This is a genomic window from Pseudomonas sp. S3_B11, from assembly GCF_054667715.1.
On the sequence record NZ_CP162749.1, the window covers coordinates 572577 to 597187 of the forward strand.

Genomic DNA, 24611 nt, shown 5'->3' on the forward strand with positions numbered 1-24611 from the left:
GAACGACCCGCGCCGCGACCGGCTTCCAGCCGTCGCGGCGTTTTGCCATTTGATCTACCGTCCCGATGGAGACGGTGCCGATATACATCTCATTTAAGGAGCGCATTCATGGCTGTTGGTCTTGGTCCGTTGCCAACGTTGCACCCGGTTGCCGGTTTTGAACTCGGTATTGCCTCGGCGGGCATCAAGCGCCCCGGGCGCAAGGACGTCGTGGTCATGCGTTGCGCCGAAGGCTCGACGGTCGCTGGCGTGTTCACCCTCAATGCCTTTTGCGCCGCGCCGGTCATCCTGGCCAAGCAGCGCGTGCAGGGGCCGGTGCGTTACCTGCTGACCAACACCGGTAACGCCAACGCCGGCACCGGCGCGCCAGGCCTGGCCGCTGCCGAGCGCACCTGCGCCAAGTTGGCGCAACTGACCGGTGTCGATGCCAGCCAGGTGCTGCCGTATTCCACCGGCGTGATCGGCGAGCCGTTGCCGGTCGAGAAGATCGAAGGCGCGTTGCAAGCCGCTCTCGATGATCTGTCGGAAAACAACTGGGCAGCAGCCGCCACCGGCATCATGACCACCGACACCTTGCCCAAGGGCGCGAGCCGCCAGTTCGAGCATGATGGCGTGATCATCACCGTCACCGGTATCAGCAAAGGCGCCGGTATGATCCGCCCGAACATGGCGACCATGCTCGGCTACATCGCCACCGACGCCAAAGTCTCGCGCCAGGTGCTGCAAGACCTGATGCTTGACGGTGCCAACAAATCGTTCAACCGCATCACCATCGACGGTGATACCTCCACCAACGACTGCTGCATGCTGATCGCCACCGGCAAGGCCAGCCTGCCGGAAATCACCGAAGCCAGCGGCCCGCTGTTCGCGGCCCTGAAGCAGGCGGTGTTCGAAGTGTGCATGGAAGTGGCCCAGGCCATCGTCCGTGACGGCGAAGGTGCGACCAAGTTCGTGACCGTGCAGGTCAATGGCGGTGGCAATCATCAGGAATGCCTGGATGTCGGCTACACCGTGGCCCACTCGCCGCTGATCAAGACCGCGCTGTTCGCCTCCGACCCGAACTGGGGCCGGATCCTCGCTGCCGTTGGCCGTGCCGGCGTGCCTGAGCTGGACGTGAGCAAGATCGACGTGTTCCTCGGTGAAGTCTGCATCGCCAGCCAAGGCGCTCGCGCTGCGACCTACACCGAAGCCCAGGGCGCGGCTGTGATGCAGCAGGAAGAAATCACCATCCGTATCGAGCTGGGACGTGGGGATTGCAGCGAAACGATCTGGACCACCGACCTGTCCCACGAGTACGTCAAGATCAACGCTGAGTACCGGACTTAACAGGCCCGGGACCGAGCTGCTCCAATCGCGAGCAAGCTCGCTCCCACAGGGATTTGTTGAGTGGCATCGATAGTGGTCTCAACACAAATCCACTGTGGGAGCGAGCTTGCTCGCGATGGCGTCAGAACAGACACCCTCAGAACCACAAGAAAGGAATCCAGACATGAGCCTGCACCTGATCATCGGCGACAAAGATCTATCTTCCTGGTCCCTGCGCGGCGCGTTGGCCCTGGCGCTGACCGGCGCAAAGTACACCGAAGAGCTGGTCAGGCTCGACCAACCCGACACCCGCGAGAAGCTGCTCAAGTATTCGGCCACGGCCAAGGTCCCGTTGCTCAAGACCGAGTTCGGCGTGATCGCCGATTCCCTGGCGATTGCCGAATACCTGGCTGAACAGTTCCCGGATGCCGGCCTCTGGCCAAAGGATGTGGCCGCCCGGGCCCAGGCGCGGTCGGCCTGTGCACAAATGCACAGCGGTTTCTTCGCCGTCCGCAGCAACATGCCCTTTGACCTGCTGCACGATGCACCGCTGTCGCCCATGCCGGCTGACGTCCAGGCGGAAATCGAGCGGATGCTGGCGCTGTGGGCCGAATGCCGTGCCGCGGCGACCGAAACCGGTCCCTACCTGTTTGGCCGCGTGAGCCTGGTCGATGCGTTTTTTGCCCCTGTTGCCGTGCGCTTGCGCACTTATCAGGTGAAACTGTCGGAGGTCGATGAGGCCTACGTCGAAACCCTTTATCAATGGCCGGCGTTCAAGGCGTGGCAACAAGCTGGCCTGGAGGACACTGCGCGGTGAAACGAGTCCATGTGGCGGCAGCGGTCATTCGCGATGCCGCCGGTAAAATCCTGATCGCCCGACGGGCCGACACCCAGCACCAGGGTGGCCTGTGGGAGTTCCCCGGTGGCAAGGTCGAGGCCGATGAATCCGTCGAAACCGCCCTGGCCCGCGAACTTCATGAAGAGCTGGGTATTGTCGTCGATGCCGCCCGGCCGTTGATCAAGGTGCGTCACGACTACCCGGACAAACAGGTGTTGCTGGATGTCTGGGAAGTCTCGGCGTTCACCGGCGAGCCCCACGGCGCCGAAGGGCAGCCGTTGGCCTGGGTGACGGCCCGCGACCTGACGAACTATGAGTTCCCGGCGGCCAATCAGCCGATCGTCGCGGCGGCCCGTTTGCCGGGTCAGTACCTGATCACGCCTGACGGCCTTGAGACGCCGGCCTTGCTGCGCGGCATGCAGAAGGCGATTGCCGGCGGGATCAAGTTGGTCCAGCTACGTGCCCCCGGTGGTTACGACCCGAAATACCGCGATCTGGCGGTGGATGCGGCGGGGCTGTGTGCCGGCAAGGCCCAGCTGATGCTCAAGGGGCCGTTCGAATGGCTGGGAGATTTTCCTTCCGCCGGCTGGCACATTACCGCCGCGCAGTTGCGCAAGCATGCAGCGGCCGGTCGACCGTTTGGCAAGGACCGCTGGCTGGCGGCCTCCTGCCATAGCGCCGAGGAACTGTCCCTGGCGCAGCAGATGGACGTGGACTTCGTGACGCTCTCGCCGGTGCAGCCGACCCAGACCCACCCTGACGCACAGCCGTTGGGGTGGGCCGAGGCCGCACGCTTGATCGAGGGCTTCAACAGGCCGGTTTATCTGTTGGGTGGGGTCGGGCCTGGCGAGCGGCAAAAAGCCTGGGAGGCCGGGGCGCAGGGTGTGGCGGGGATTCGGGCGTTTTGGCCAGAGGCTTGAAGCTGCAGTGAACTGATCGTTCCCACACTCCGCGTGGGAATGCCTCAACGGACGCTCCGCGTTCGGCTCTGGAGGGACGCGGAGCGTCCCGGGCTGCGTTCCCACGCAGAGCGTGGGGAACGATCATGCAGGTGATCAGCCCTCAGGCTTGGCCGCCGCCACCCAAAGCACCTCCGCTACCCCTTGCCGCCGGGCAATGACCCGAGCGGCCACGAACAGCAGATCCGATAACCGATTGATATAGGCCAGCCCCGGCCCGGCCAGCGGTTCCACCGCGTTCAATTGCTGGCAACGCCGTTCGGCGCTGCGGGCCAGGCTGCGGCAGACGTGGGCCTGAGCCACCAGCGCCGAGCCACCGGGCAGGATGAAGTTTTCCAGGGGGCCCAACTCCTCGTTCCACCCATCGATCGCCGCTTCCAGTCGCTCGATTTCCGCCACGTTCAAGGCCTGATAAGCCGGCATCGCCAGTTCCCCGCCGAGGTCGAACAGACGGTGCTGACAAGGCGCCAGCACGTCACTGACCTCCTTCAGCCCCGGATGTCGGGTCGTTTCAGTGGCGAGCCCGGCCAGCAACAACCCCAGCTGGCTATTCAGTGTATCCACTTCGCCGATGGCCTCGACCCGTGGGTGGTCCTTTGCCACGCGGCGACCATCGCCCAACCCGGTTTCACCTTTGTCGCCGGTGCGGGTGTAAATCTTCGACAGGCGAAAACCCATGCTCAGCGCTCCAGTTGTCTGTTTTCCTGCGGCACCATCGAAGTGCCCGCCAGGGGCAGGCGCAAGGTGAAGCAGGTGCCTTGACCCGGCGCCGACTGCACTTCCATCTGGCCCTTGTGGTTGTTGGTGATGATGAAATACGAGACCGACAGCCCGAGGCCCGTGCCCTGGCCGATCTCCTTGGTGGTGAAGAAAGGTTCGAAGGTACGTTTGCGCACGTTCTCGCTCATGCCGATGCCATTGTCCTCGACCTGGATTTCCGCCCACGGTGGATTCAACCGCGTGCGCAGGATGATGCGCCCCGGTTCGCTGTCGTCCTGGCGTTGATGGATCGCCTGGGCGGCGTTTTTCAGCAGGTTGAGCAGCACCTGTTCCAGCTCGTTGGCCGTGCCGGGCACTGGGCCCAGGTTCGGATCGAACTGACGGGTGATCGCCTGGCCCTTGAAGTCGAAACCGATTGCCAGGTCGAAGTCGTTGCCGGCGATTTCCACTGCCTGGTCGATCAGCGCGGGCAGGTCGCAAGGCGCCATTTGCCGGGTACTGCGACGACTGAAACTGAGCATGTGGGTGACGATTTTTGCCGCCCGGGCGCCGGCTTGCTGGATACCGTCGAGCAACTGCGGGATCTCCCGACCCTGGAGATAACGATTGACCTCCTCTAACGGGATACCCAGCAGCTCGGCCTGTTCGAGGTTCTTGGGCAGCTCCGGCGACAGGCGGCGGCGGATGTTCTGCACGTTGTGCAGGATCGCCCCCAACGGGTTGTTGATTTCATGGGCCATGCCCGCCGCGAGGCCGCCGACCGAGAGCATTTTCTCCGATTGCACCATCATTTCTTCCAGCGACAGGCGCTGGGTGATGTCATCGATCCGGATGACCACGCCACGCCCGGCTCCACCCATCAGTGGGTAGAAGGTGAGGGCGTAGTGCCGGGCTTCGTCGTCCTTGGTCCAGGTGACGCGTTCGATCTTGGCCACCGTGTGTTGCTCGACGGTCTGCTTGAGCTGCGGCAGGTAGGGTTTGAGCGGTTCGAAGGCGAGGAAAATCGGCTGGTTCAGCGCCTCGTCCAGCCGTGTGCCGGAGAGGGCGCTGGCTTCCTGGTTCCATTGGGTGACGTAGAGTTGCTCGTCGAGGGCGATCAGCGCCGACGGCATCGAGTCGATGATGCTGTTGAGGTAATTCTGGAAACCGGTGAGCTTTTTCTCGATCTTGCTGCGCACCTGGACTTCCAGCTCCAGCTTGCGATTGGTATGACGGGTTTCTTCCGCCAAACCCTGGGCCTGGTCGTAGGCGGCCTGGGAGTCGTCCCGCGCGCGCTTGAGTTGCTGCTCCCGGGCTTCGATCCGCGACAACATGGTGTTGAACGCCTCGGCCAGGCTGCCGATCTCATCGTGGTTGCCGCGTGCGGCACGCAGGGCGTAGTTCTCTTCGCGGGTGACCTGGCGTGACAGTTCTTCGAGTTGATGAATCGGCTGGGTGATCAGGCGCTTGATCTGCTGGGCAATGATCAGCCACAGCAACACGCTGAAAATCAGGATGCCGAGGCTGGCGGTCAGGGTGCCGGTGTAGAACGCGGTCGGCAATTCGCTGCTGGCTACCAGCAACAGATGACCGGGCAGCGTGCCGGGACGGGGCAGGGTAATGACCTGGTTGCTGCGGAATTCACCGGCCTGCCAAGCCTGCATATTGCGGTAATGGTCCGGCAGCTTGAGTTTTTCGGCATGTTGCAGCTGCGCCAGGCGTTCGCCCTGGCCGTCGTACAGTGCCGCCGCCCTCAGCGGTGCGTAGCTGTTGAGCTCGTCGAGCAAGCGTTGGGCGCTTTGTGGCGACTGCAGGGCGTCGGAGATCAGGCTTGGATTGGCCACCAGCCGGCCAATGGTCTGCAGGGCCTGGGGTGCCATGCTTTCCTGGGAAATGTAGTAGGCGGCGCTGATAAAGGTCAGGTTGGCCACCAGCAGGACAGTGGTCAACAACACCAACAGGGCGGCCAGCAGTTTCTGGCCGACCGGGAGGTTTTCAAGGCGCTGGCGCAATGGCATCAGACTCGTCGCTAAAAGGGAATACGAGGGCCAGCGTAGCCGCTGCTCAGTCGCTGGGCAATCCGAGGTTGTGCAAGTGGGCAATCAGTCGCTGCCGCAGTTGTTCCAGGTGCGGCACGGTCAGTTCATGGCGTTGGGCGACCTTGCAGGCGTAACCGAGCAAGTAGCTGATTTCGGTGCGGCGCCGATTGGCGACATCCTGGTACATCGAGGAGTAATTGGCGGCCGTGGCCTGGATCACTCGTTCGACTTCCGGTTGCAAATCTTCGGCCGCCGCGGGCTGGCCACAACGTTCGAGCAGGTCGGTGAGCTCTGCGCACAGGGTCGCCACTTCGCAGCGGTGTTCCTGCAAGCCGCCGTTCTTGCAGTGGTGCAGCACGGTCAGCGGGTTGATTGCGCAGTTGAGCGCCAGCTTGCGCCAGAGCCGGGTGAGGATGTCGGCGCTCCATTCGTGGGGAATGCCGGCGGCGGCCAGGTCGTCGAGCCAGAACGGCGCCACTGGGTGAGCAGGATCGCCCAGCCAGGTGTAGCCGTGGCCGGCGAACACCACGCGCCAGTCACCGTCGCGGAACGCGCCTTCGGTGCTGGAGGCGCTGATGCAACGGGCTTGGGGTACGCAATTGGCCACCGCGTCCTGGCTGCCGAGGCCGTTCTGCAACAGGATCAGTTCCGATTCGGCGTCCAGGCGATGGGCCACCGAGGCCACGGCCGCTTCCGCGTCGTAGGCTTTGCAGGCCAATAGCAGGCGCCTGATCGGTTCCGGGCTGTCCGCCGTTTCGCCAGGTATCGGGTAGCTCTGCGCCTGTCCCTGTTCCACCAACGTCAGGCCGCCGACGCTTCGGTAGGCCTGCAGGCGGGCTTCGTTGCGCAGCACCAGCCGCACCGGCAACCCGGCCCGGGCCAGGCGCGTGGCCCACAATGTGCCGAGACTGCCGGCCCCCAGGACATGCCAGGTGGTAGACATCAGTTTTTTACTCGGATTGGCGCAGGCATCTGAGGGCTCGCCGTGTCGGCAGGAAAAGAGCCGTTATAATGAGCCCGATTTTAACCATAAGCCAAGCGCGCGCCGTTGATACTGGCGCGCCTTTTTATTTGGAGAACACTACATGCCGTCATTCGACGTGGTATCCGAACTGGACAAACACGAAGTCACCAACGCGGTTGAAAACGCCGTCAAGGAACTCGACCGTCGTTATGACCTCAAGGGCAAGGGCAGTTTCGAGTTCAAGGAAAAAGACCTGACCGTGAACCTGACCGCCGAGGCCGATTTCCAGCTCGAGGCGATGATCGAGATCCTCAAGCTGGCACTGGTCAAGCGCAAGATCGACGTGCAGTGCCTTGAGGTCAAGGACGCCTATGCCTCGGGCAAGCTGATGAAACAGGAAGCCGTGCTCAAGGAAGGCATCGACAAGGAGCTGGCGAAGAAGATCGTCGCTCATATCAAGGACGCCAAGCTCAAGGTGCAAGCCGCCATCCAGGGCGAGCAGGTGCGGGTCACCGGCAAAAAACGTGACGACTTGCAGGAAGCCATTGCGGCACTGCGCGGCAAGGAATTCGGCATGCCGCTGCAATTCAACAACTTCCGCGACTGATACTGGGTTGTATTAAACATTGTGGCGAGGGGATTTATCCCCTCGCCACAAAATGCTGCGTGCAACAGGAATAGGAGAGAAAGATGGATTTGAATGCTGAAGTGGACAACCTGGTCAAGGCTTCCCAGACCTGGATCCCCATGATCATGGAATACGGCAGCCGCGTGTTGCTGGCCGTCATCACCCTGGCCATCGGCTGGTGGTTGATCAACAAAGTGACGCAGAAACTCGGCGCGCTGCTGGCCTTGCGTAACGCCGACCTGGCGCTGCAGGGGTTTATCAGTACCCTGGCCAACATCATCCTGAAGATATTGCTGATCGTCAGCGTCGCTTCGATGATCGGCGTGGAAACCACCTCATTCGTCGCCGCCATCGGTGCCGCCGGCCTGGCGATTGGCCTGGCCTTGCAAGGCAGCCTGGCGAACTTCGCCGGTGGCGTGCTGATCCTGCTGTTCCGCCCGTTCCGCATTGGTGACTGGATCGAAGCCCAGGGTGTGGCCGGTACGGTCGACAGCATCCAGATCTTCCACACCGTGATTCGCACCGGTGACAACAAGACTGTCATCGTGCCAAACGGCAATCTGTCGAACGGCATCATCACCAATACCAATCGCCAGCCGACCCGCAAGGTCGTGTTCGATGTAGGCGTGGATTATCAGGCTGACCTGCAAAAAGCCCGGGAAGTGTTGTTGGCGTTGGCCAAGGATGAGCGCGTGCTGGCTGATCCAGCGCCTGAAGCGGTGATTTCCACCTTGGGCGACAGTTCCATCACGGTGTCGCTGCGCATTTGGGTCAAGACGGCGGATTATTGGAACGTGATGTTCATGCTCAATGAACAGGCGCGGGATCGCTTGAAGGACGCGGGTATTGATATTCCGTTTCCACAGCGAGTGATTCGGGTCGTTCAGGAAGGGCCAGCGCAATAATGATTCGACTATAACCTGGCGCTGGGGTCAGGTTATGTTTAGTTAGCTTGCTAATTAAGAAGTTGTATAAAGACTGAATGCAGTCGGAATAAAAAAACCGCTCACCTGGATCAGGTGAGCGGTTTTTTTTTGTTGCGGGTGCAGCTATCGAATTAGCACTGAATTACAAGATGCTCAGTGGGTATTCGACGATTACGCGAGTGTCATACACGTCACCCGAGTAGCCGCTGTAAGCGCCGTTCGAACGGTAGTTGGCGAAACGCACGCGGAACGACAGATCTTTGGCTGGGCCTTCTTGCAGAACGTACTTGGATTCAACGTTCCACTCGTTTTCTTTGCCTTCGCCCAGACCGTTGGTGCTGATGTTGTCACCCATTACGTAACGGGTCATGAAGCTCAGGCCCGGTACACCATAGGTTTTCATGTTCAGGTCGTAGCGAGCCTGCCAGGAACGCTCGTCGCGGCCCACGAAGTCGGAGATCTGAATGGAGTTGGATACGAAGATGGTGCCGTTGCCGTCAACGCCATAGTAGTAAGCGTTGTCGCCACTGGAGCGCTGGTGAGCGATGGTGAACTTGTGAGCGCCGATGCTATAGGCAGCAGCCAGGGACCACAGGTTGTTATCAACGCCTCGGGTACCGTCGCCGATGGCATCAACCAGATCGCCGCGGCTCTCGCCTTTGGTTTTGTAGCCGTTGAAGTCGAAGTTCAGCGACTGTTCGTCGTTGATCGGCAGGGTGTAGTTCAGGTTGACGTAGTACTTCTTGAAGTAGTCGTCAGCATCGGATGCAGCCAAAGCACCGGTAAAGTTATCGGTGAAGGCGTAGCTGGCGCCGAAGATGTTGATGTTGGTCAGGCCTTTACCGCCGTTACCATTTTCATCAGGCAGACCGCCGATGCTGTCACGGCCCATCCCGGTTTGTTTGCTCAGGGACGTGAAGCGACCTGCGCTCAGCTCCAGGCCTTTGATCTCTTTGGAAGTGACCAGGGTACCGGTAGCCACTTCAGGGATCAGACGGCTGTCATCGGTTGCAAAGACAGGGCTGGCAACGAATTGCTGGCCGTATTTCAGAGTGGTGTCGGAGAGACGGAACTTGATAGCTGCGCCTGCCTTGGACTGGGTTTTTTCCGGATTGCCGTCGCTGTCGTTGGCAAACAGACCGTTGCCACGACGACCCGAACCGCCGTCCAGCTTGGCCGAACCCATGACCATTGCATCGAGGCCGACGCCTACGGTGCCTTGGGTAAAGCCGGATTCATAGGTAATCAGCTCGCTGATACCGGTGTCCTGACGATAACCGCTAGTGCCAGAAGATGGGTTGCTGTCCCCATTCTTGTAGTCACGGTTCATGTATTCCATACGGGTCTTGGCTTTCAGACTCTGGTCTTCAAGGAAACCTTTGGATTCATCCTGGGAGGACGCCATTGCGAACTGCGAGGTACCGGCCGATACAGCCAGTGCGATCATGCTCCACTTCATCACGCGCATCGTGATTTGCTCCTTTGGTTTTTAGAAGAGTACTGCCGTCCCACCTGTTTTTTTATCTGGGCGGCTCTTTCTTTTTGTGTCGGCGCAAACTTATATCACGACGACATTATTGGCGATACTTGCCCATTCAACCTTTCAGCTTCTTTACGACCATGTCGCCAATGGCTCGATCCATGTCGTATTTCAGCTATCCCGACGCAACCGTATTCACAACTTTAATGTCGTTTTCTTTTTCCGGCATCGGTGTAAAGAGTCCGTCATTACTGCGCTTGAAGCTCCTGAGGGCAGCCTTGCCACTTTAATTTTGTATGTCGGCAGGTTCCCGCGTCCGGCGGGACCTTTGGACAGTGCGGGGATGAATGCAACAAGCATGCTCAAACCCGATTTTCGTTTACATTTTTTTCACATTTTATCGATTGACGCGGTGAAACCTCATGAAACCGGGCTCCAAAGGCCTTGTTTTAAATAGGGTTGACTCGTGTGCGGCTCTCGTGTTTGACGCCAGCAAACGTGGCAAGACAATCAAAAACGTTACCGGTTCACCCTACCCAGTGAGTAAATCACGGATACTTTGTGCACTGAGCGTAGACGCACTGTGCTGTTTTGGTGCAAAAAAATTTGAGGTTGTACGAAAATCTTACAGCGTCGAGGCTTTGCCTGGGCTCTGGCATGGTCCTGTCAGGACCTTACCGTGCCGCTTGCGCTGTGTTGGTGCGTCAGGTTGCACAGGTTGATGCCGTATGTTGAAAAAAATCATTCGAAGGCCGGGCATCAGCACGGTACGCAGTGATCGATCCGGCGTTCGCGGGTATGCTGCGCATCTGAGTCCTATGCAGGCCTGCGGGCCGCCAAACCGGGCAGAACCAATAACGAGCGAGGAGTACACGCGGTGTTCGCTTTAGATCCACGACTGCAACAAGACACATTGCCCATCGGTGATTTCCCGTTGTGCCGGTTGCTCTTGTCCAACGATTCGAACTACCCGTGGTTCATCCTCGTACCGCGGCGGGAAGATATCAGCGAATTGTTTCAATTGGATGACGCTGATCAACAACAGCTGTGGAAAGAAACCACGGCGCTGGCCGAAACCCTCAAGGATTCGTTCGATGCCGACAAGATGAACGTTGCAACCCTGGGTAACGTCGTCAGTCAATTGCACATGCACGTCATCGTGCGCAAGCGTGATGATGCCGCCTGGCCTGCGCCGGTCTGGGGCAAACACCCAGCCCAGCCTTATAATGCAGGGCAGGTCGCGGCCATTCGTGAACGGTTGCGAGTGGCCTTGACCGATGATTTCAAGTTTCTGGAGGGCTGAACCATGAACCTTGAAGACCGCGTAACCGATCTGGAAAGCCGTCTGGCGTTTCAGGATGACACCATCCAGGCATTGAACGACGTGCTTGTGGAGCAGCAGCGGATCGTCGAGCGTCTGCAGCTGCAGATGGCGGCGTTGCTCAAGCGCCAGGAAGAAATGGCCGGGCAGTTCGAGTCGTTCGAAGAAGAGGCACCGCCTCCTCACTACTGACCAGGCCCGACTCTCGTTTGACGGGCAATAAAAAAACCGCGAGCAGCCAGGCTGCATCGCGGTTTTTTTATGCTGGGATCAGCGGCGCGGCAGCGCGGCGATCACATCTTCGGCCTGCAGGCCCTTGTCGCGGTTCATCACGGAAAACTCCACGCGCTGGCCTTCCACCAGGACGCGATGGCCTTCGCCACGAATGGCCCGGAAATGCACGAAAATGTCATCGCCGGAGTCGCGGGAGATGAAGCCGAACCCTTTGGACGTGTTGAACCACTTCACCGTGCCGGTATCGCGGTTGGACATGTCGTAGTTCTGCGCAGCGGCGGCGGCCGGCGACGACTTCTTGTAGAAGCTGACGGCCAGGTGCAGTGCCACGGCGAGTAGTGCTGCACCCAGGCTGAACAGAATGGCCGGTTGACCGCCGATTTCCGGCATAGGCGCCAGCAGGGCCAAGGTTTGCAGGGCAACGGCCAGCACCAGCAGGGCACTGACCAGGTTTTGCAGTTGGTGACGTGGACCTTTGTTCCAGTAAGGGATAACAGGTGCGAGGGTCAGGTTGAGCAGGCCGAAAAAGGCCAGGTACAGTGCATCGGGGTGTTGCAGGTAAGGTGTGGCTTCGGAACCCAGGCTAGGGATGAAGGACAGCAGCAGGGCAGCTGCGCCCATTAGCAAGTGGACGATTTTCAACATTTTGATTGGCTCACGGTTAAGACAGATCACAAGGAAGAGCTGGTCGGGGGCGGTTCGCTTCGAAACAATGAGAGGCGTTGGACACGTACCCGAATCAGCCTATGCGCCACACCCGGGAAAATAAGCGTAGCGACACACTGTCTATTTAACAGCAAAGCCCCGGCCTTCTCAAACTCGTTACGGGCACGTACCGCGCTGTTCGTCGGCCAGAAAAGACCCGCCGGTGCTTGAAGGTGCCAGGCAAACGGCGTTGAATTCCTCGGGGGGTCGGAACCGCTCGCTGTCCCGGCTTGTCGGTTCAGGAGGGCTGGCGATCTGTCGCAGGCCATAGGCGGCCAAAACCACTAGAGTTTGGGGCGTTGTCGAATTCATCACCGTCAGGAGATCAACCAACATGGCAATTGATATCGGTATCAGTGAAGAAGACCGCAAGTCCATCGTCGACGGGCTTTCGCGCCTGCTGTCGGACACCTACGTGCTGTATCTCAAGACCCACAATTTCCACTGGAACGTCACGGGGCCGATGTTTCGGACCCTGCACCTGATGTTCGAGGAGCAATACAACGAGCTGGCCCTGGCGGTGGACCTGATTGCCGAGCGAATTCGCGCCCTGGGTTTCCCGGCCCCGGGGGCCTACTCGGTGTACGCGCGCCTGTCTTCTATTAAGGAAGAGGAAGGCGTGCCTGGCGCCGAAGACATGATCCGGCAACTGGTCGAGGGCCAGGAAGCGGTGACGCGTACGGCCCGGGGCATCTTTCCTTTATTGGACAAGGTCAGTGATGAGCCCACCGCCGACCTGCTGACCCAGCGCATGCAAGTTCACGAAAAGACCGCGTGGATGCTGCGGGCGTTGCTGGAGGGTTAGTAACCTCAGGCAGGTGATGACGTGGCGTGTAGGACGGCGTAATTCATCGCCTGCCTGCTGTTGGCTTGTCCTACGTCCATGGTCATAAAGTCGTCTGGAACTGGCGATGCCGTTGAGCTTCCATAGAGCCACAGATGGAGTGTTCCAACTGAGAGGTTCGTATGGCAAAGGAGTGTCAACGGTATGATTCAAGGAAAAGAACCGGGGGAGGGTTTGCGTGGGCGCTTTCAGTCCATCAGCGTCGATCCGTTCGTCAGGGGGTTCGATATGCAGCTGGTGCGCCCCCTGGCCCGATCCATTCGTCTGAACGGGTTCGCCACCTGTCTGCGGCTGGAACAGGTCTATTGGGATATCCTCGGTGACATGGCCCAGCTCAACAGCTGTTCCATCAGCACGTTGCTGTCCCATGTCGACAGGGAGGTGCACCTGCGCCATGGCGGGGTGCGCAATTTCAGCGCGCTGGTACGTGTGGTCTGCGTGGTGCACAGTTTGAAGGAGACCGGGATGGATCATGGTGCGGCGTAGGAGCTGCCGAAGGCTGCGATCTTTGGATCTTGATCTTGCGCTTGCGACTCAAGTGTCTGGGGCAAGATCGCAGCCTCGTTGCACTCGTCAGCTCCTACACAGCATCCGGAAATGGCCTGTGCGGTCTTACGGCTGCACAGGCCGCATTTAATGGATATAATCCCGCTCTTTGCCGCAAAGCCCAGCCTTTGCGCGAGTAACCTGATCGCCGAGACAACCCCATGCCGATGTACGACTACCAATGTGCTTCCTGTGGTCATCAGATGGAAGCCATTCAAAAGATCAGCGCGGCGCCGCTGGTCGACTGCCCTGCCTGTCAGGCGCCAGAACTGAAAAAGATGCTGTCCATGCCTGGTTTCCGCCTCGGCGGCACAGGCTGGTATGAAACCGACTTCAAGACCGGCGCCAAGAAGAATTTGGCCGGTGGCGACAAAGCTGATTGAGTTGAACACGCGCGAGTGCTTGCACGGGCAGGTCCTCCAACCGAATTTCGAATTACGAGAAGTGAAACCACTACCATGATGCGCAGCCATTATTGCGGCCAACTGAACGAAAGCCTGGAAGGTCAGGAAGTTACTCTTTGCGGATGGGTCCATCGTCGCCGTGACCATGGCGGGGTGATTTTCCTCGATATCCGTGATCGTGAAGGCCTGGCCCAGGTGGTGTTCGATCCGGACCGCGCTGACACCTTCGCCACCGCCGACCGCGTGCGCAGCGAATATGTGGTCAAGATCACCGGCAAGGTGCGCCTGCGTCCGGCCGGTGCTGGCAACGCCAACATGGCGTCCGGCATGATCGAAGTGCTGGGTTACGAGCTGGAAGTGCTCAACGAATCGGAAACCCCGCCGTTCCCGCTCAACGAATACTCCGACGTGGGCGAAGAAACCCGCCTGCGCTACCGCTTCATCGACCTGCGTCGCCCGGAGATGGCCGAGAAGCTGCGCCTGCGTTCGCGCATGACCACCAGCATCCGTCGTTACCTGGACGAGAACGGCTTCCTCGACGTCGAGACGCCGATCCTGACCCGCGCCACGCCGGAAGGCGCCCGCGACTACCTGGTGCCGAGCCGTACCCACCCCGGCAGCTTCTTCGCCTTGCCGCAATCGCCACAGTTGTTCAAGCAACTGCTGATGGTGGCCGGGTTCGATCGCTACTATCAGATCGCCAAGTGCTTCCGCGACGAAGACCTGCGTGCCGACCGTCAGCCTGAGTTCACTCAGATCGACATCGAGACCAGCTTCCTCGACGAAAAAGACATCATGGGCCTGACCGAAGGCATGATCCGCAACCTGTTCAAGGAAGTGCTGGGTCTGGAATTCGGCGAGTTCCCGCACATGACCTTCGAAGAGGCCATGCGCCGCTACGGTTCCGACAAGCCAGACCTGCGTAACCCGCTGGAGCTGGTGGACGTGGCTGACCAGCTCAAGGACGTCGAGTTCAAGGTGTTCAGCGGCCCGGCCAACGACCCGAAATGCCGTATCGCGGCCTTGCGCGTTCCTGGCGGCGCCAGCATGCCGCGCAAGCAGATCGACGACTACACCAAGTTCGTCGGCATCTACGGTGCCAAGGGCCTGGCCTACATCAAGGTCAACGAGCGCGCCGCGGGTGTTGATGGCCTGCAATCGCCGATCGTGAAAAACATCCCTGAAGCCAACCTCAATGTGATCCTCGATCGCGTGGGCGCGGTTGACGGCGACATCGTGTTCTTCGGTGCCGACAAGGCCAAGATCGTCAGCGAAGCCCTGGGCGCGCTGCGTATCAAGCTGGGTCACGACCTGAAGCTGCTGACTTGCGAATGGGCGCCAATGTGGGTCGTTGACTTCCCGATGTTCGAAGAAAACGACGACGGCAGCTTCTCGGCGCTGCACCACCCGTTCACCGCGCCGAAGTGCTCGCCGCAAGAGCTGGAGGCCAACCCGGCCACCGCTCTGTCGCGCGCTTACGACATGGTCCTGAACGGCACCGAACTGGGTGGCGGTTCGATCCGTATCCACCGCAAGGAAATGCAACAGGCAGTGTTCCGCCTGCTGGGCATCAACGAAGCCGAGCAGGAAGAGAAGTTCGGCTTCCTGCTCGACGCCCTGAAGTACGGTGCACCGCCCCACGGTGGCCTGGCCTTCGGCCTGGACCGTTTGGTGATGCTGATGACCGGCGCCCAGTCGATCCGTGAAGTGATCGCGTTCCCGAAAACCCAGAGCGCGGCCGATGTCATGACCCAGGCGCCGGGTGTGGTGGATGCCAAGGCATTGCGCGAGTTGCACATTCGTCTGCGTGAACAGCCAAAGGCTGAGTAAGGCTGGCACCTGAGAGGGCGCATCTTCGGATGCGCCTTTTCATTGGGGTCGATATTTCTGATTGCCGGCCACTGTGTACGCGCAGGGCGGGCAATGTTCCAAAGAGAAACGGAGCGAGTTATGGCAGGTCATTCCAAGTGGGCGAACATCAAGCACCGCAAAGAACGTCAGGATGCCAAGAGAGGCAAGATCTTCACCAAGTGGATCCGTGAGCTGACGGTCGCGGCCCGCCAGGGTGGCGGCGACCCGGGTTCCAACCCGCGCTTGCGCCTGGCCCTGGACAAGGCGCTGGGTGCCAACATGAGCCGCGATATCATCGATCGGGCCGTCGCCCGTGGCGCCGGTGCGACCGAGGCTGACAACGTTGAAGAGCTGACCTACGAAGGTTATGGCCCTGGCGGCGTGGCGGTGATGGTCGAATGCATGACCGACAACCGCAACCGTACTGCCGCCGCCGTGCGTCACGCCTTCAGCAAATGCGGTGGCAACCTGGGCACCGATGGTTCGGTGGCTTACCTGTTCGAGCGCAAGGGGCAGATCAGCTTCGCGCCGGGCCTCGATGAAGATGCCCTGACGGAAGCGGCCCTGGAGGCCGACGCCGATGACGTGGTCAGCCACGAAGACGGCTCGTTCGACGTGTTTACTTCGTTCGCCAGCTTCTATGCCGTGCGCAACGCCCTGGAGGCGGCCGGTTTCAAGCCCGCCGACGCAGAGATCGTCATGCAGCCGACCACCAGTGCCGAACTGGACCTCGAAGGCGCCGAGAAGGTGCTCAAGCTGATCGACATGCTTGAAGACCTGGACGATGTGCAGAACGTCTACTCTAACGCTGACATTCCGGAGTCGGTGGCTGAACAGCTGGGCTGAGAAAGCCAGTTCAAATATTGACGATTGCCAATGATCAACCTGTGGGAGCGAGCTTGCTCGCGATAGTGATACATCAGTCAACACTGTGCTTGCTGATCCGACGCCATCGCGAGCAAGCTCGCTCCCACAGGTCTGGATAACTCCCCTTCAAACCGCAGGCGCTATGACTTTAATCCTTGGTATCGACCCTGGTTCGCGCATCACCGGCTACGGTGTGGTTCGCGATACCGGGCGCGGCTGCGTGTACGTCGCGTCTGGTTGCATCCGCACCGGGGCGGGTGAACTGCACGAGCGCTTGCAGATCGTTTATCGCGGCGTGCGTGAGGTCATCCAGACCTACGGCCCGGTCACCATGGGCATCGAAAAGGTTTTCATGGCGCGCAACGCCGACTCGGCCTTGAAGCTGGGGCAGGCCCGGGGTGCGGCAATCGTTGCTGGCGCCGAGGAAAACCTGGAGATCGCCGAGTACAGCGCGACCCAGGTCAAGCAGGCGGTCGTCGGAACCGGGGCGGCGAACAAGGAGCAGGTGCAAATGATGGTGATGCACCTGTTGAAACTGGTCAGCAAGCCGCAGATCGATGCCTCCGACGCCCTGGCCATTGCCATTTGCCATGCCCATACCCGTTCCAGCCTGTTGCCTCACGGCCTGGGAACCGCACGCAGTCGTGGCGGGCGCCTGCGTCTCTGATAGCATCAGCGCAATCTTTCGTGAGCCCGAGCATCTTGCGCCTGTGTCGTCGGCCTTCCTGCCCGGGCTGTTACTCGCCAGCCAGCAGGCTGGCCAACACCCAAGGATCTGAAACGTGATTGGACGCTTGCGCGGCACCCTGGCTGAAAAACAGCCGCCGCACCTGATTCTGGATGTAAATGGCCTGGGCTATGAGCTGGAAGTGCCCATGACCACGCTGTATCGCTTGCCGTCGGTCGGCGAGCCGCTGACCCTGCACACCCATTTGGTCGTGCGCGAGGATGCGCAGTTACTCTATGGCTTCGTCGGCAAGCGCGAGCGAGACTTTTTCCGCGAGCTGATCCGTCTCAATGGCGTCGGCCCGAAACTGGCCCTGGCCTTGATGTCGAGCCTGGAAGTCGATGAATTGGTCCGTTGCGTGCAGTCCCAGGACACCTCGGCCCTGACCAAGGTGCCGGGTGTGGGCAAGAAAACCGCCGAGCGCCTGCTGGTCGAACTCAAGGACCGCTTCAAGGCCTGGGAGGCGGTGCCGGCTATGTTCGCCCTGGTGCCGAACCAGCCGGACGCGCCTGCGCCTGCGGTCAGCGCCGAAAACGATGCGGTCACCGCGCTGATCTCCCTGGGCTACAAGCCGCAGGAAGCCAGCAAGGCGATTTCCGCCATCAAGGAAAAAGGCCTGAGCACTGAAGACATGATTCGCCGTGCCCTGAAGGGAATGATTTAAGTGATTGAAGCTGACCGCCTGATCGCCGCCACGGGCGCGCCCCGTGACCGCGAGGAAATCCAGGACCGCGCGATTCGTCCTGTCAGCCTGGCCGACTACATCGGCCAACCGACCGTGCGCGAGCAGATGGAGTTGTTCATCCAGGCCGCCCGTGGGCGCAGCGAGTCGCTGGACCACACCTTGATCTTCGGTCCGCCGGGCCTGGGCAAGACTACCCTGGCCAACATCATTGCCCAGGAAATGGGCGTCTCGATCAAGAGCACGTCCGGGCCGGTCCTCGAGCGGCCGGGTGACCTGGCGGCGCTGCTGACCAATCTTGAGCCCCATGACGTGCTGTTCATCGACGAAATCCATCGGCTGTCGCCGATCGTCGAGGAAGTGCTGTACCCGGCCATGGAAGATTTCCAGCTTGACATCATGATCGGCGAAGGGCCGGCGGCACGCTCGATCAAGCTCGACCTGCCGCCCTTCACCCTGGTGGGCGCCACCACCCGCGCTGGCATGCTGACCAACCCGTTGCGGGACCGCTTCGGTATCGTCCAGCGCCTGGAGTTCTACAACAACGCCGACCTGGCGACGATTGTCAGTCGTTCGGCGGGCATCCTCGGGTTGCCGCTGGACCCGGACGGTGCGTATGAGATCGCCCGGCGTGCCCGGGGTACGCCGCGGATCGCCAACCGCCTGCTGCGCCGGGTCCGGGATTTTGCCGAAGTCCGCGCCAAGGGCCACATCACCAAGCCGATTGCCGACCTGGCGTTGAACCTGCTGGACATCGACGAGCGCGGTTTCGACCATCAGGACCGGCGCCTGCTGCTGACCATGATCGAGAAATTCGACGGTGGCCCGGTGGGCGTGGACAGCCTGGCGGCGGCCATCAGCGAAGAGCGCCACACCATTGAAGATGTGCTGGAACCGTACCTGATCCAGCAGGGCTACATCATGCGTACCCCTCGCGGGCGCGTGGTGACCCGTCATGCTTATTTGCACTTTGGCTTAAACATCCCGACACGAATGGGTGAGATGCCGGTGGTAGACGAATTCCTCGATGCCGTGGACGATTGAACGAGCTCTGTACGCCGACTTTTTCCAGTTCGTGCTGTCCCAGACCACGCCTGGAGCGTCAATGCGTTCGAGAATGAAAAAACAGTTGCCTGGCCGATTGGCAACCTGAGGAGTAAGCACTAGAGTATGCGCGCGCAAAACGGGCTGGAGTCGTTCGCACATCGCTGTCGCGTTTATTACGAGGACACCGATGCTGGCGGCATCGTCTACTACGTCAATTACCTCAAGTTTATGGAACGGGCTCGAACCGAACGGCTGCGGGAACTGGGTTTTGCCCAATCCGCGCTGGCAGGGGAGGACCTGTTATTCGTCGTGCATTCCAGCGAAGCGCGCTACCACGCGCCGGCGCGACTGGACGACGAGTTGCTGGTAAGTGCCGATGTCATCGAATTGAACCGTGTCAGCCTGCGTTTCAAGCAGCAGGTCAGGCGGGCTACGGATAACGTGCTGCTCTGTGAAGGGCAGTTTTTGGTGGCCTGTGTGCGCACCCATAGTTTGAAACCCCGGGCCATTCCCGAAGCTCTACGTGCGGCCTTTGCCGACGTGAGCGGCGCGGGTACACACTCAGAGCAGGAGATAAAGCGTGGAAGCTAACGTCGTCGACCATACCTCCATGTGGAGCTTGGTCAGCAATGCCAGCGTCGTGGTGCAGTTGGTAATGCTGATCCTGGTAGCCGCATCGGTGACCTCATGGATCATGATTTTTCAGCGCAGCAACATGCTGCGCGCCGGTCGCCGTGCCCTGGAGAGCTTCGAAGAGCGCTTCTGGTCCGGCATCGACCTGTCCAAGCTCTACCGTCAGGCAGGGAGCAACCCGGACCCGGATTCGGGCGTGGAGCAGATCTTCCGTGCCGGCTTCAAGGAATTCTCCCGTCTGCGCCAGCAGCCAGGCGTTGACCCGGAAGCGGTGATGGAAGGCGTGGCTCGTGCCATGCGCGTGGCCATCTCCCGCGAGGAAGAAAAACTCGAACAAGGCCTGTCGTTCCTCGCCACCGTTGGTTCGGTCAGCCCGTACATCGGTCTGTTCGGCACCGTGTGGGGGATCATGAACTCCTTCCGTGGCCTGGCCTCTGCCCAGCAAGCGACCCTGGCCACCGTGGCCCCGGGTATTGCCGAGGCACTGGTCGCCACCGCCATCGGCCTGTTCGCGGCCATTCCGGCCGTGATCGCCTACAACCGCTTCGCTGCCCGTAGTGAAGCGCTGACCAGCCGTTACTACACCTTCGCCGATGAATTCCAGGCGATCCTGCACCGCAAAGTGCACACCAGCGAAGAATAAGCAGGTATTTCCCCATGGCTTTAATCGCTCGAGCCCGAAACAAGCGCAAGCCGGTTGCCGAGATGAACGTGGTGCCCTACATCGACGTGATGTTGGTGCTGCTGGTCATCTTCATGGTGACCGCGCCGATGCTCAATCAGGGCGTGAAGGTCGATCTGCCCAAGGTTTCCAGCGAAGCCTTGCCGCAGGACAACAACACCCAGGTACTGACCATTTCGATCAAGGCTGACAAGACCTACTACTGGAACCTTGGCAGCGAAGTCGACACCGAGAAGCAGCAGGACCGGGCCATGACCTTGCCGCAGATGACCGATGCGGTGACCAAGATCATTCGTGTCGGCAACGACGCCGGCAAGCGCACGCAGGTCTTCATTCGCGGTGACAAGACCGTCGACTACGGTGCCGTGATGGGCGCCATGGGTGGCCTGCAGAAAGCCGGGGTCGGTAATGTTGGCTTGATCACTGAGGCGCCCTGATGCAGCAACAGCGAGAGCCGTCCGCCTCGGAAAGCTACTTCTGGCCTAGTGTCCTGGCAATCGGTCTGCACGTACTGGTGTTCGGCATGCTGTTCGTCAGTTTTGCCATGACCCCTGAGCTGCCGCCGGCCAAGCCGATCGTGCAGGCGACGTTGTACCAGCTCAAGTCGAAAAGCCAGGCGACCACCCAGACCAACCAGAAGCTTGCCGGTGAGGCGAAGAAATCCGCCGCGCGCCAGACTGAAGTCGAGCAGATGGAGCAGAAGAAGGTCGAGCAGGAAGCGATAAAGGCCGCGGAACAAAAGAAAGAGGAAGCGGCTCAAAAGGCCGAGGAAGCCAAGAAGGCCGATGAGGCGAAGAAAGCTGACGAGGCGAAAAAGGCTGACGAAGCCAAGAAAGCCGACGAAGCGAAGAAAACCGCCGAGGCCAAAAAGGCAGAAGAGAAACAATTGGCTGATATAGCCAAGAAGAAGGCCGAAGAAGAAGCCAAGAAAGCCGCTGAAGAAGAGGCCAAGAAAGCGGCCGCTGAAGAAGCGAAGAAAAAGATCGTCGAGGACGCGAAGAAGAAAGCGGCCGAAGACGCCAAGAAGAAAGCTGAAGCTGAAGAGGCGAAAAAGAAAGTCGCCGAAGACGCGAAGAAGAAAGCCGCCGCCGACGCCGCCAAGAAAAAGGCCCAGGACGCAGCGCGTAAATCCGCCGAAGACAAAAAGGCCCAGGCCTTGGCAGATCTGCTTTCCGACACGCCGGAGCGCCAGCAGGCATTGGCTGATGAGCAGGGCGATGAAGTCGCCGGCAGCTACGATGATTTGATTCGCGCACGAGCGGCGGAAGGCTGGGCTCGTCCCCCTTCGGCGCGCAAAGGCATGACGGTAGTATTGCAAATCGGCATGTTGCCCGACGGTACGGTTACCTCGGTCAGCGTCGCCAAGTCCAGTGGTGACGGTCCGTTCGACGCTTCGGCGGTCGCAGCGGTCAAGAACATTGGGCGATTGACGGAAATGCAAGGAATGAAACCGAGCGACTTTGCTCCCTATCGTTCATTCAAGATGACATTCACACCTGAGGATCTAGCCTTGTGAGAAACCTTCTTCGATCAATGCTGGTCGTTATCTGCTGCCTGGCAGGGATAGCGGTAGCAGAGGAAAAGAACATCCTGGTCACCAGCGGCAGCGACCGGGCGACCCCGATCGCCGTCGTACCGTTCGGTTGGCAGGGCGGTAGCGTCCTGCCGGACGACATGGCGGAAATCATCGGCAACGACCTGCGCAACTCGGGTTACTACGCGCCGATTCCGAAGCAGAACATGATCAGCCTGCCGACCCAGGCCAGCGAAGTCATCTACCGTGACTGGAAGGCCCTGGGCGCCCAGTACATCATGGTCGGCAGCATCGTTCCGGCCGGCGGTCGCCTGCAGGTGCAGTACGCCCTGTTCAACGTCGCCACCGAGCAGCAAGTGCTGACCGGCAGCGTGTCGGGCAGCGTCGATCAGTTGCGCGACATGTCGCACTACATCGCCGACCAGTCGTTCGAGAAGCTCACCGGCATCAAGGGCGCGTTCTCTACCCGCATGCTCTACGTGACGGCCGAGCGCTTCTCCGAAAACAACACCCGCTACACCCTGCAGCGCTCCGACTATGACGGTGCCCGTGCAGTGACCTTGCTGCAATCGCGCGAGCCAATCCTGTCGCCGCGCTTCGCCCCCGATGGCAAGCGCATCGCCTATGTCTCGTTCGAGCAGAAGCGTCCGCGCATTTTCGTGCAGCACATCGACACCGGTCGTCGTGAGCAGATCACCAACTTCGAAGGCCTGAACGGCGCGCCAGCCTGGTCGCCGGACGGTTCGCGCCTGGCGTTCGTGCTGTCCAAGGACGGTAACCCGGACATCTATGTGATGAACCTGGCTTCGCGTTCGATCTCCCGCGTCACCAATGGCCCGGGCATCAACACCGAACCGTTCTGGGGCAAGGATGGCTCGACCATCTACTTCACCTCCGACCGTGGCGGCAAGCCACAGATCTACAAGACCAGTGCTGGTGGTGGCGGTGCCGAACGCGTGACGTTCGTCGGTAACTACAACGCCAACCCTAAACTGTCGGCGGACGAAAAGACCCTGGTAATGATCCATCGCCAGGATGGTTTCACTAATTTCAAGGTGGCGGCCCAGGATTTGCAGCGCGGTAGCGTAAAAATCCTCACTGATAGCACTCTGGACGAGTCACCCACTGTTGCGCCCAACGGCACCATGGTAATCTACGCCACCCGCCAGCAGGGCCGGGGAGTCTTGATGCTCGTGTCCATTAATGGACGCGTGAGGCTCCCGCTTCCTACCGCTCAAGGCGAAGTCAGAGAACCGTCCTGGTCCCCTTACCTGAACTGACGCGGCGCTATACGTTTTACTTAACACACTGGGGTTCATTAGGAGTTTCACGATGGAAATGCTGAAGTTTGGTAAATTTGCTGCGCTGGCTCTGGCCATGGCTGTAGCTGTAGGTTGCTCGTCCAAAGGCGGCGACAATGCCGGTGAAGGCGCTGTTGATCCAAACGCTGGTTACGGCGCTAACACCGGTGCAGTTGACGGCTCCCTGAGCGAAGAAGCTGCTCTGCGCGCAATCACCACCTTCTACTTCGAATACGACAGCTCGGACCTGAAGCCAGAAGCCATGCGCGCTCTGGATGTTCACGCCAAAGACCTGAAGTCGAACGGCGCTCGCGTTGTTCTGGAAGGCAACACCGACGAACGTGGTACTCGTGAGTACAACATGGCACTGGGCGAGCGTCGTGCGAAAGCCGTTCAACGCTACCTGGTACTGCAAGGTGTTTCCCCAGCTCAGCTGGAACTGGTTTCCTACGGCGAAGAGCGTCCAGTTGCTACCGGCAACGACGAGCAGTCCTGGGCTCAAAACCGTCGCGTCGAACTGCGTAAGTAATTCGTCATGCGAACGTGCCGTCGTGCTGTAACTGTTCTGGCTCTCAGCCTCGCGCCGCTTGCGGCGTGGGCTGCGGTTCCTGTGGTCGATAACGATGCCGGCTATAACAATAGCGGGAGCAGCTATCCGCCTGCAGGTTACGGTACGAACGGCGCCTATGCCGGGGGAGGGGTTTCGGCCCCTGTCTCGGCACAGGGCGAGCTGTTCAACCAGCTCCAGCAAATGCAGGATCAGCTTTCGCGCCAGCAAGGCGTGATCGAAGTTCTGCAGAATGATATTTCGCGCATGAAGCAGGAAAACCTGGAGCGATACCAGGATCTTGATCGGCGCATAGGAACCGGCGTTGCACCTGCCGCGACTCCTGAGAATTCTCCTGCCGGTGGCGACTTGAACGCCCCCGGTGCAGCCGCAGGTGCGGGGGCAGCTGCCCCTGCAGCACCTGCCGCCGGTGGCGAGCCGGCTGATCCGGCGAAGGAAAAGCTCTATTACGATGCTGCCTTCGACCTGATCAAGGCCAAGGATTTCGACAAGGCCAGCCAGGCCTTTGCCGCCTTCCTGCGCAAATACCCAAACAGCCAGTACGCGGGCAATGCCCAATACTGGCTGGGTGAAGTGAACCTGGCCAAAGGCGACCTGCAAGGTGCCGGCCAGGCATTCGCCAAGGTTTCGCAACTATATCCCAAGCACGCCAAGGTGCCGGATTCGCTGTACAAGCTGGCTGATGTAGAGCGCCGCCTCGGTCACACCGACAAGGTAAAAGGCATTCTGCAGCAGGTGGTGGCCCAATATCCGGGTACATCCGCCGCCCAGTTGGCCCAGCGTGATCTGCAACGCATGTAAGTCGGCTTGACCTGTTTTGAAGAAAC

Annotated in this window: 27 protein-coding genes; 22 read left to right on the plus strand and 5 right to left on the minus strand. The window is 60.2% G+C overall.

The window, feature by feature from the left end:
* Window positions 1-108: 108 nt before the first annotated feature.
* The 3 genes from argJ (at window position 109) to AB4O22_RS02595 (ending at window position 3063) form a co-directional block, all read left to right on the plus strand.
* Entirely contained in the window at window positions 109-1326 is a 1218-nt protein-coding gene (argJ, locus tag AB4O22_RS02585) for a bifunctional glutamate N-acetyltransferase/amino-acid acetyltransferase ArgJ (protein WP_003205069.1), read from the plus strand.
* 163 nt (window positions 1327-1489) lie between these two features.
* Complete coding sequence (locus tag AB4O22_RS02590) at window positions 1490-2122, plus strand: glutathione S-transferase family protein (RefSeq protein ID WP_223472716.1); 633 nt, start codon at window positions 1490-1492, stop codon at window positions 2120-2122.
* Window positions 2119-3063, plus strand: a complete 945-nt coding sequence (locus AB4O22_RS02595) for a Nudix family hydrolase (protein WP_003205066.1) — start codon at window positions 2119-2121, stop codon at window positions 3061-3063. Before AB4O22_RS02590 ends, AB4O22_RS02595 begins: the two co-directional genes overlap by 4 nt.
* Window positions 3064-3198: 135 nt before the next feature.
* On the opposite strand, the gene AB4O22_RS02600 is transcribed toward AB4O22_RS02595, so the two are convergent.
* The 3 genes from AB4O22_RS02600 to AB4O22_RS02610 are packed head-to-tail and all read right to left on the minus strand — an operon-like array spanning window position 3199 to window position 6783.
* Complete coding sequence (locus AB4O22_RS02600; RefSeq protein ID WP_013694113.1) at window positions 3199-3780, minus strand: cob(I)yrinic acid a,c-diamide adenosyltransferase; 582 nt, start codon at window positions 3778-3780, stop codon at window positions 3199-3201.
* A 2-nt stretch (window positions 3781-3782) separates the two neighbouring features.
* Window positions 3783-5819 carry a sensor histidine kinase gene (locus tag AB4O22_RS02605; protein ID WP_003205062.1) on the minus strand — a complete coding sequence of 679 codons (2037 nt, stop codon included), beginning with the start codon at window positions 5817-5819 and terminating at the stop codon, window positions 3783-3785.
* A 46-nt stretch (window positions 5820-5865) separates the two neighbouring features.
* A complete protein-coding gene (locus AB4O22_RS02610) occupies window positions 5866-6783 on the minus strand; it encodes a putative 2-dehydropantoate 2-reductase (protein ID WP_223472713.1) in 918 nt (305 codons plus the stop codon).
* Between the two features lie 142 nt (window positions 6784-6925).
* Between AB4O22_RS02610 and AB4O22_RS02615 the strand changes: the two genes are divergently transcribed.
* Both AB4O22_RS02615 and AB4O22_RS02620 read left to right on the plus strand, forming a co-directional pair.
* Window positions 6926-7411: a YajQ family cyclic di-GMP-binding protein gene (locus AB4O22_RS02615; RefSeq protein WP_003205057.1), complete on the plus strand. Its 486-nt coding sequence runs from the start codon at window positions 6926-6928 to the stop codon at window positions 7409-7411.
* Window positions 7412-7494: 83 nt separating this feature from the next.
* Window positions 7495-8337: a mechanosensitive ion channel family protein gene (locus AB4O22_RS02620; RefSeq protein WP_003205055.1), complete on the plus strand. Its 843-nt coding sequence runs from the start codon at window positions 7495-7497 to the stop codon at window positions 8335-8337.
* 163 nt (window positions 8338-8500) lie between these two features.
* Here the strand turns inward: AB4O22_RS02620 and AB4O22_RS02625 are convergent, their stop codons facing one another.
* On the minus strand, window positions 8501-9826 hold the full coding sequence (locus AB4O22_RS02625) for an OprD family porin (RefSeq protein WP_053163185.1): 1326 nt from the start codon (window positions 9824-9826) through the stop codon (window positions 8501-8503).
* A gap of 889 nt (window positions 9827-10715) precedes the next feature.
* Here AB4O22_RS02625 and AB4O22_RS02630 point away from each other — a divergent pair.
* Together AB4O22_RS02630 and AB4O22_RS02635 are read left to right on the plus strand one after the other, a co-directional pair.
* On the plus strand, window positions 10716-11141 hold the full coding sequence (locus AB4O22_RS02630) for an HIT family protein (RefSeq protein ID WP_003205052.1): 426 nt from the start codon (window positions 10716-10718) through the stop codon (window positions 11139-11141).
* A gap of 3 nt (window positions 11142-11144) precedes the next feature.
* A complete protein-coding gene (locus tag AB4O22_RS02635; RefSeq protein ID WP_003205050.1) occupies window positions 11145-11351 on the plus strand; it encodes a SlyX family protein in 207 nt (68 codons plus the stop codon).
* Between the two features lie 78 nt (window positions 11352-11429).
* Here AB4O22_RS02635 and AB4O22_RS02640 read toward each other — a convergent pair whose 3' ends face one another.
* Complete coding sequence (locus tag AB4O22_RS02640) at window positions 11430-12038, minus strand: cold-shock protein (RefSeq protein ID WP_317846350.1); 609 nt, start codon at window positions 12036-12038, stop codon at window positions 11430-11432.
* 394 nt (window positions 12039-12432) lie between these two features.
* Between AB4O22_RS02640 and AB4O22_RS02645 the strand changes: the two genes are divergently transcribed.
* From AB4O22_RS02645 to ybgF, 15 genes are all read left to right on the plus strand, one after another.
* Window positions 12433-12903, plus strand: a complete 471-nt coding sequence (locus tag AB4O22_RS02645; RefSeq protein ID WP_003205047.1) for a Dps family protein — start codon at window positions 12433-12435, stop codon at window positions 12901-12903.
* A gap of 183 nt (window positions 12904-13086) precedes the next feature.
* The gene (locus tag AB4O22_RS02650; protein WP_003205045.1) at window positions 13087-13428 is read left to right on the plus strand and encodes a ribbon-helix-helix domain-containing protein; all 342 of its coding nucleotides are present in this window, start codon (window positions 13087-13089) and stop codon (window positions 13426-13428) included.
* A gap of 221 nt (window positions 13429-13649) precedes the next feature.
* The gene (locus tag AB4O22_RS02655) at window positions 13650-13871 is read left to right on the plus strand and encodes an FmdB family zinc ribbon protein (RefSeq protein WP_003178589.1); all 222 of its coding nucleotides are present in this window, start codon (window positions 13650-13652) and stop codon (window positions 13869-13871) included.
* Between the two features lie 75 nt (window positions 13872-13946).
* Window positions 13947-15722 carry an aspartate--tRNA ligase gene (gene aspS, locus AB4O22_RS02660; protein WP_003205043.1) on the plus strand — a complete coding sequence of 592 codons (1776 nt, stop codon included), beginning with the start codon at window positions 13947-13949 and terminating at the stop codon, window positions 15720-15722.
* Between the two features lie 120 nt (window positions 15723-15842).
* Window positions 15843-16589: a YebC/PmpR family DNA-binding transcriptional regulator gene (locus AB4O22_RS02665; protein ID WP_003205041.1), complete on the plus strand. Its 747-nt coding sequence runs from the start codon at window positions 15843-15845 to the stop codon at window positions 16587-16589.
* Window positions 16590-16752: 163 nt separating this feature from the next.
* Window positions 16753-17277, plus strand: coding sequence for a crossover junction endodeoxyribonuclease RuvC (gene ruvC / locus AB4O22_RS02670; protein ID WP_003178595.1), 525 nt, complete (start codon window positions 16753-16755; stop codon window positions 17275-17277).
* Between the two features lie 115 nt (window positions 17278-17392).
* Window positions 17393-18001: a Holliday junction branch migration protein RuvA gene (ruvA, locus tag AB4O22_RS02675; RefSeq protein WP_058542614.1), complete on the plus strand. Its 609-nt coding sequence runs from the start codon at window positions 17393-17395 to the stop codon at window positions 17999-18001.
* On the plus strand, window positions 18002-19063 hold the full coding sequence (gene ruvB / locus AB4O22_RS02680; protein ID WP_003178599.1) for a Holliday junction branch migration DNA helicase RuvB: 1062 nt from the start codon (window positions 18002-18004) through the stop codon (window positions 19061-19063).
* A 126-nt stretch (window positions 19064-19189) separates the two neighbouring features.
* Window positions 19190-19657: a tol-pal system-associated acyl-CoA thioesterase gene (gene ybgC, locus AB4O22_RS02685; RefSeq protein WP_460095841.1), complete on the plus strand. Its 468-nt coding sequence runs from the start codon at window positions 19190-19192 to the stop codon at window positions 19655-19657.
* Window positions 19647-20342, plus strand: a complete 696-nt coding sequence (gene tolQ, locus AB4O22_RS02690; RefSeq protein ID WP_003205035.1) for a protein TolQ — start codon at window positions 19647-19649, stop codon at window positions 20340-20342. Before ybgC ends, tolQ begins: the two co-directional genes overlap by 11 nt.
* A 23-nt stretch (window positions 20343-20365) precedes the next feature.
* Complete coding sequence (gene tolR / locus AB4O22_RS02695; protein ID WP_161796096.1) at window positions 20366-20818, plus strand: protein TolR; 453 nt, start codon at window positions 20366-20368, stop codon at window positions 20816-20818.
* Window positions 20818-21897 (plus strand): cell envelope integrity protein TolA, encoded by a 1080-nt coding sequence (gene tolA, locus AB4O22_RS02700; RefSeq protein ID WP_003205033.1) that lies wholly within the window; start codon window positions 20818-20820, stop codon window positions 21895-21897. Before tolR ends, tolA begins: the two co-directional genes overlap by 1 nt.
* The gene (gene tolB / locus AB4O22_RS02705; protein ID WP_003205031.1) at window positions 21894-23195 is read left to right on the plus strand and encodes a Tol-Pal system beta propeller repeat protein TolB; all 1302 of its coding nucleotides are present in this window, start codon (window positions 21894-21896) and stop codon (window positions 23193-23195) included. The genes tolA and tolB overlap by 4 nt, the downstream gene beginning before the upstream one ends.
* 52 nt (window positions 23196-23247) lie before the next feature.
* A complete protein-coding gene (pal, locus tag AB4O22_RS02710; RefSeq protein WP_003205029.1) occupies window positions 23248-23745 on the plus strand; it encodes a peptidoglycan-associated lipoprotein Pal in 498 nt (165 codons plus the stop codon).
* 6 nt (window positions 23746-23751) lie between these two features.
* Window positions 23752-24585, plus strand: coding sequence for a tol-pal system protein YbgF (ybgF, locus tag AB4O22_RS02715; protein WP_100264203.1), 834 nt, complete (start codon window positions 23752-23754; stop codon window positions 24583-24585).
* The last annotated feature ends 26 nt before the right edge of the window (window positions 24586-24611 follow it).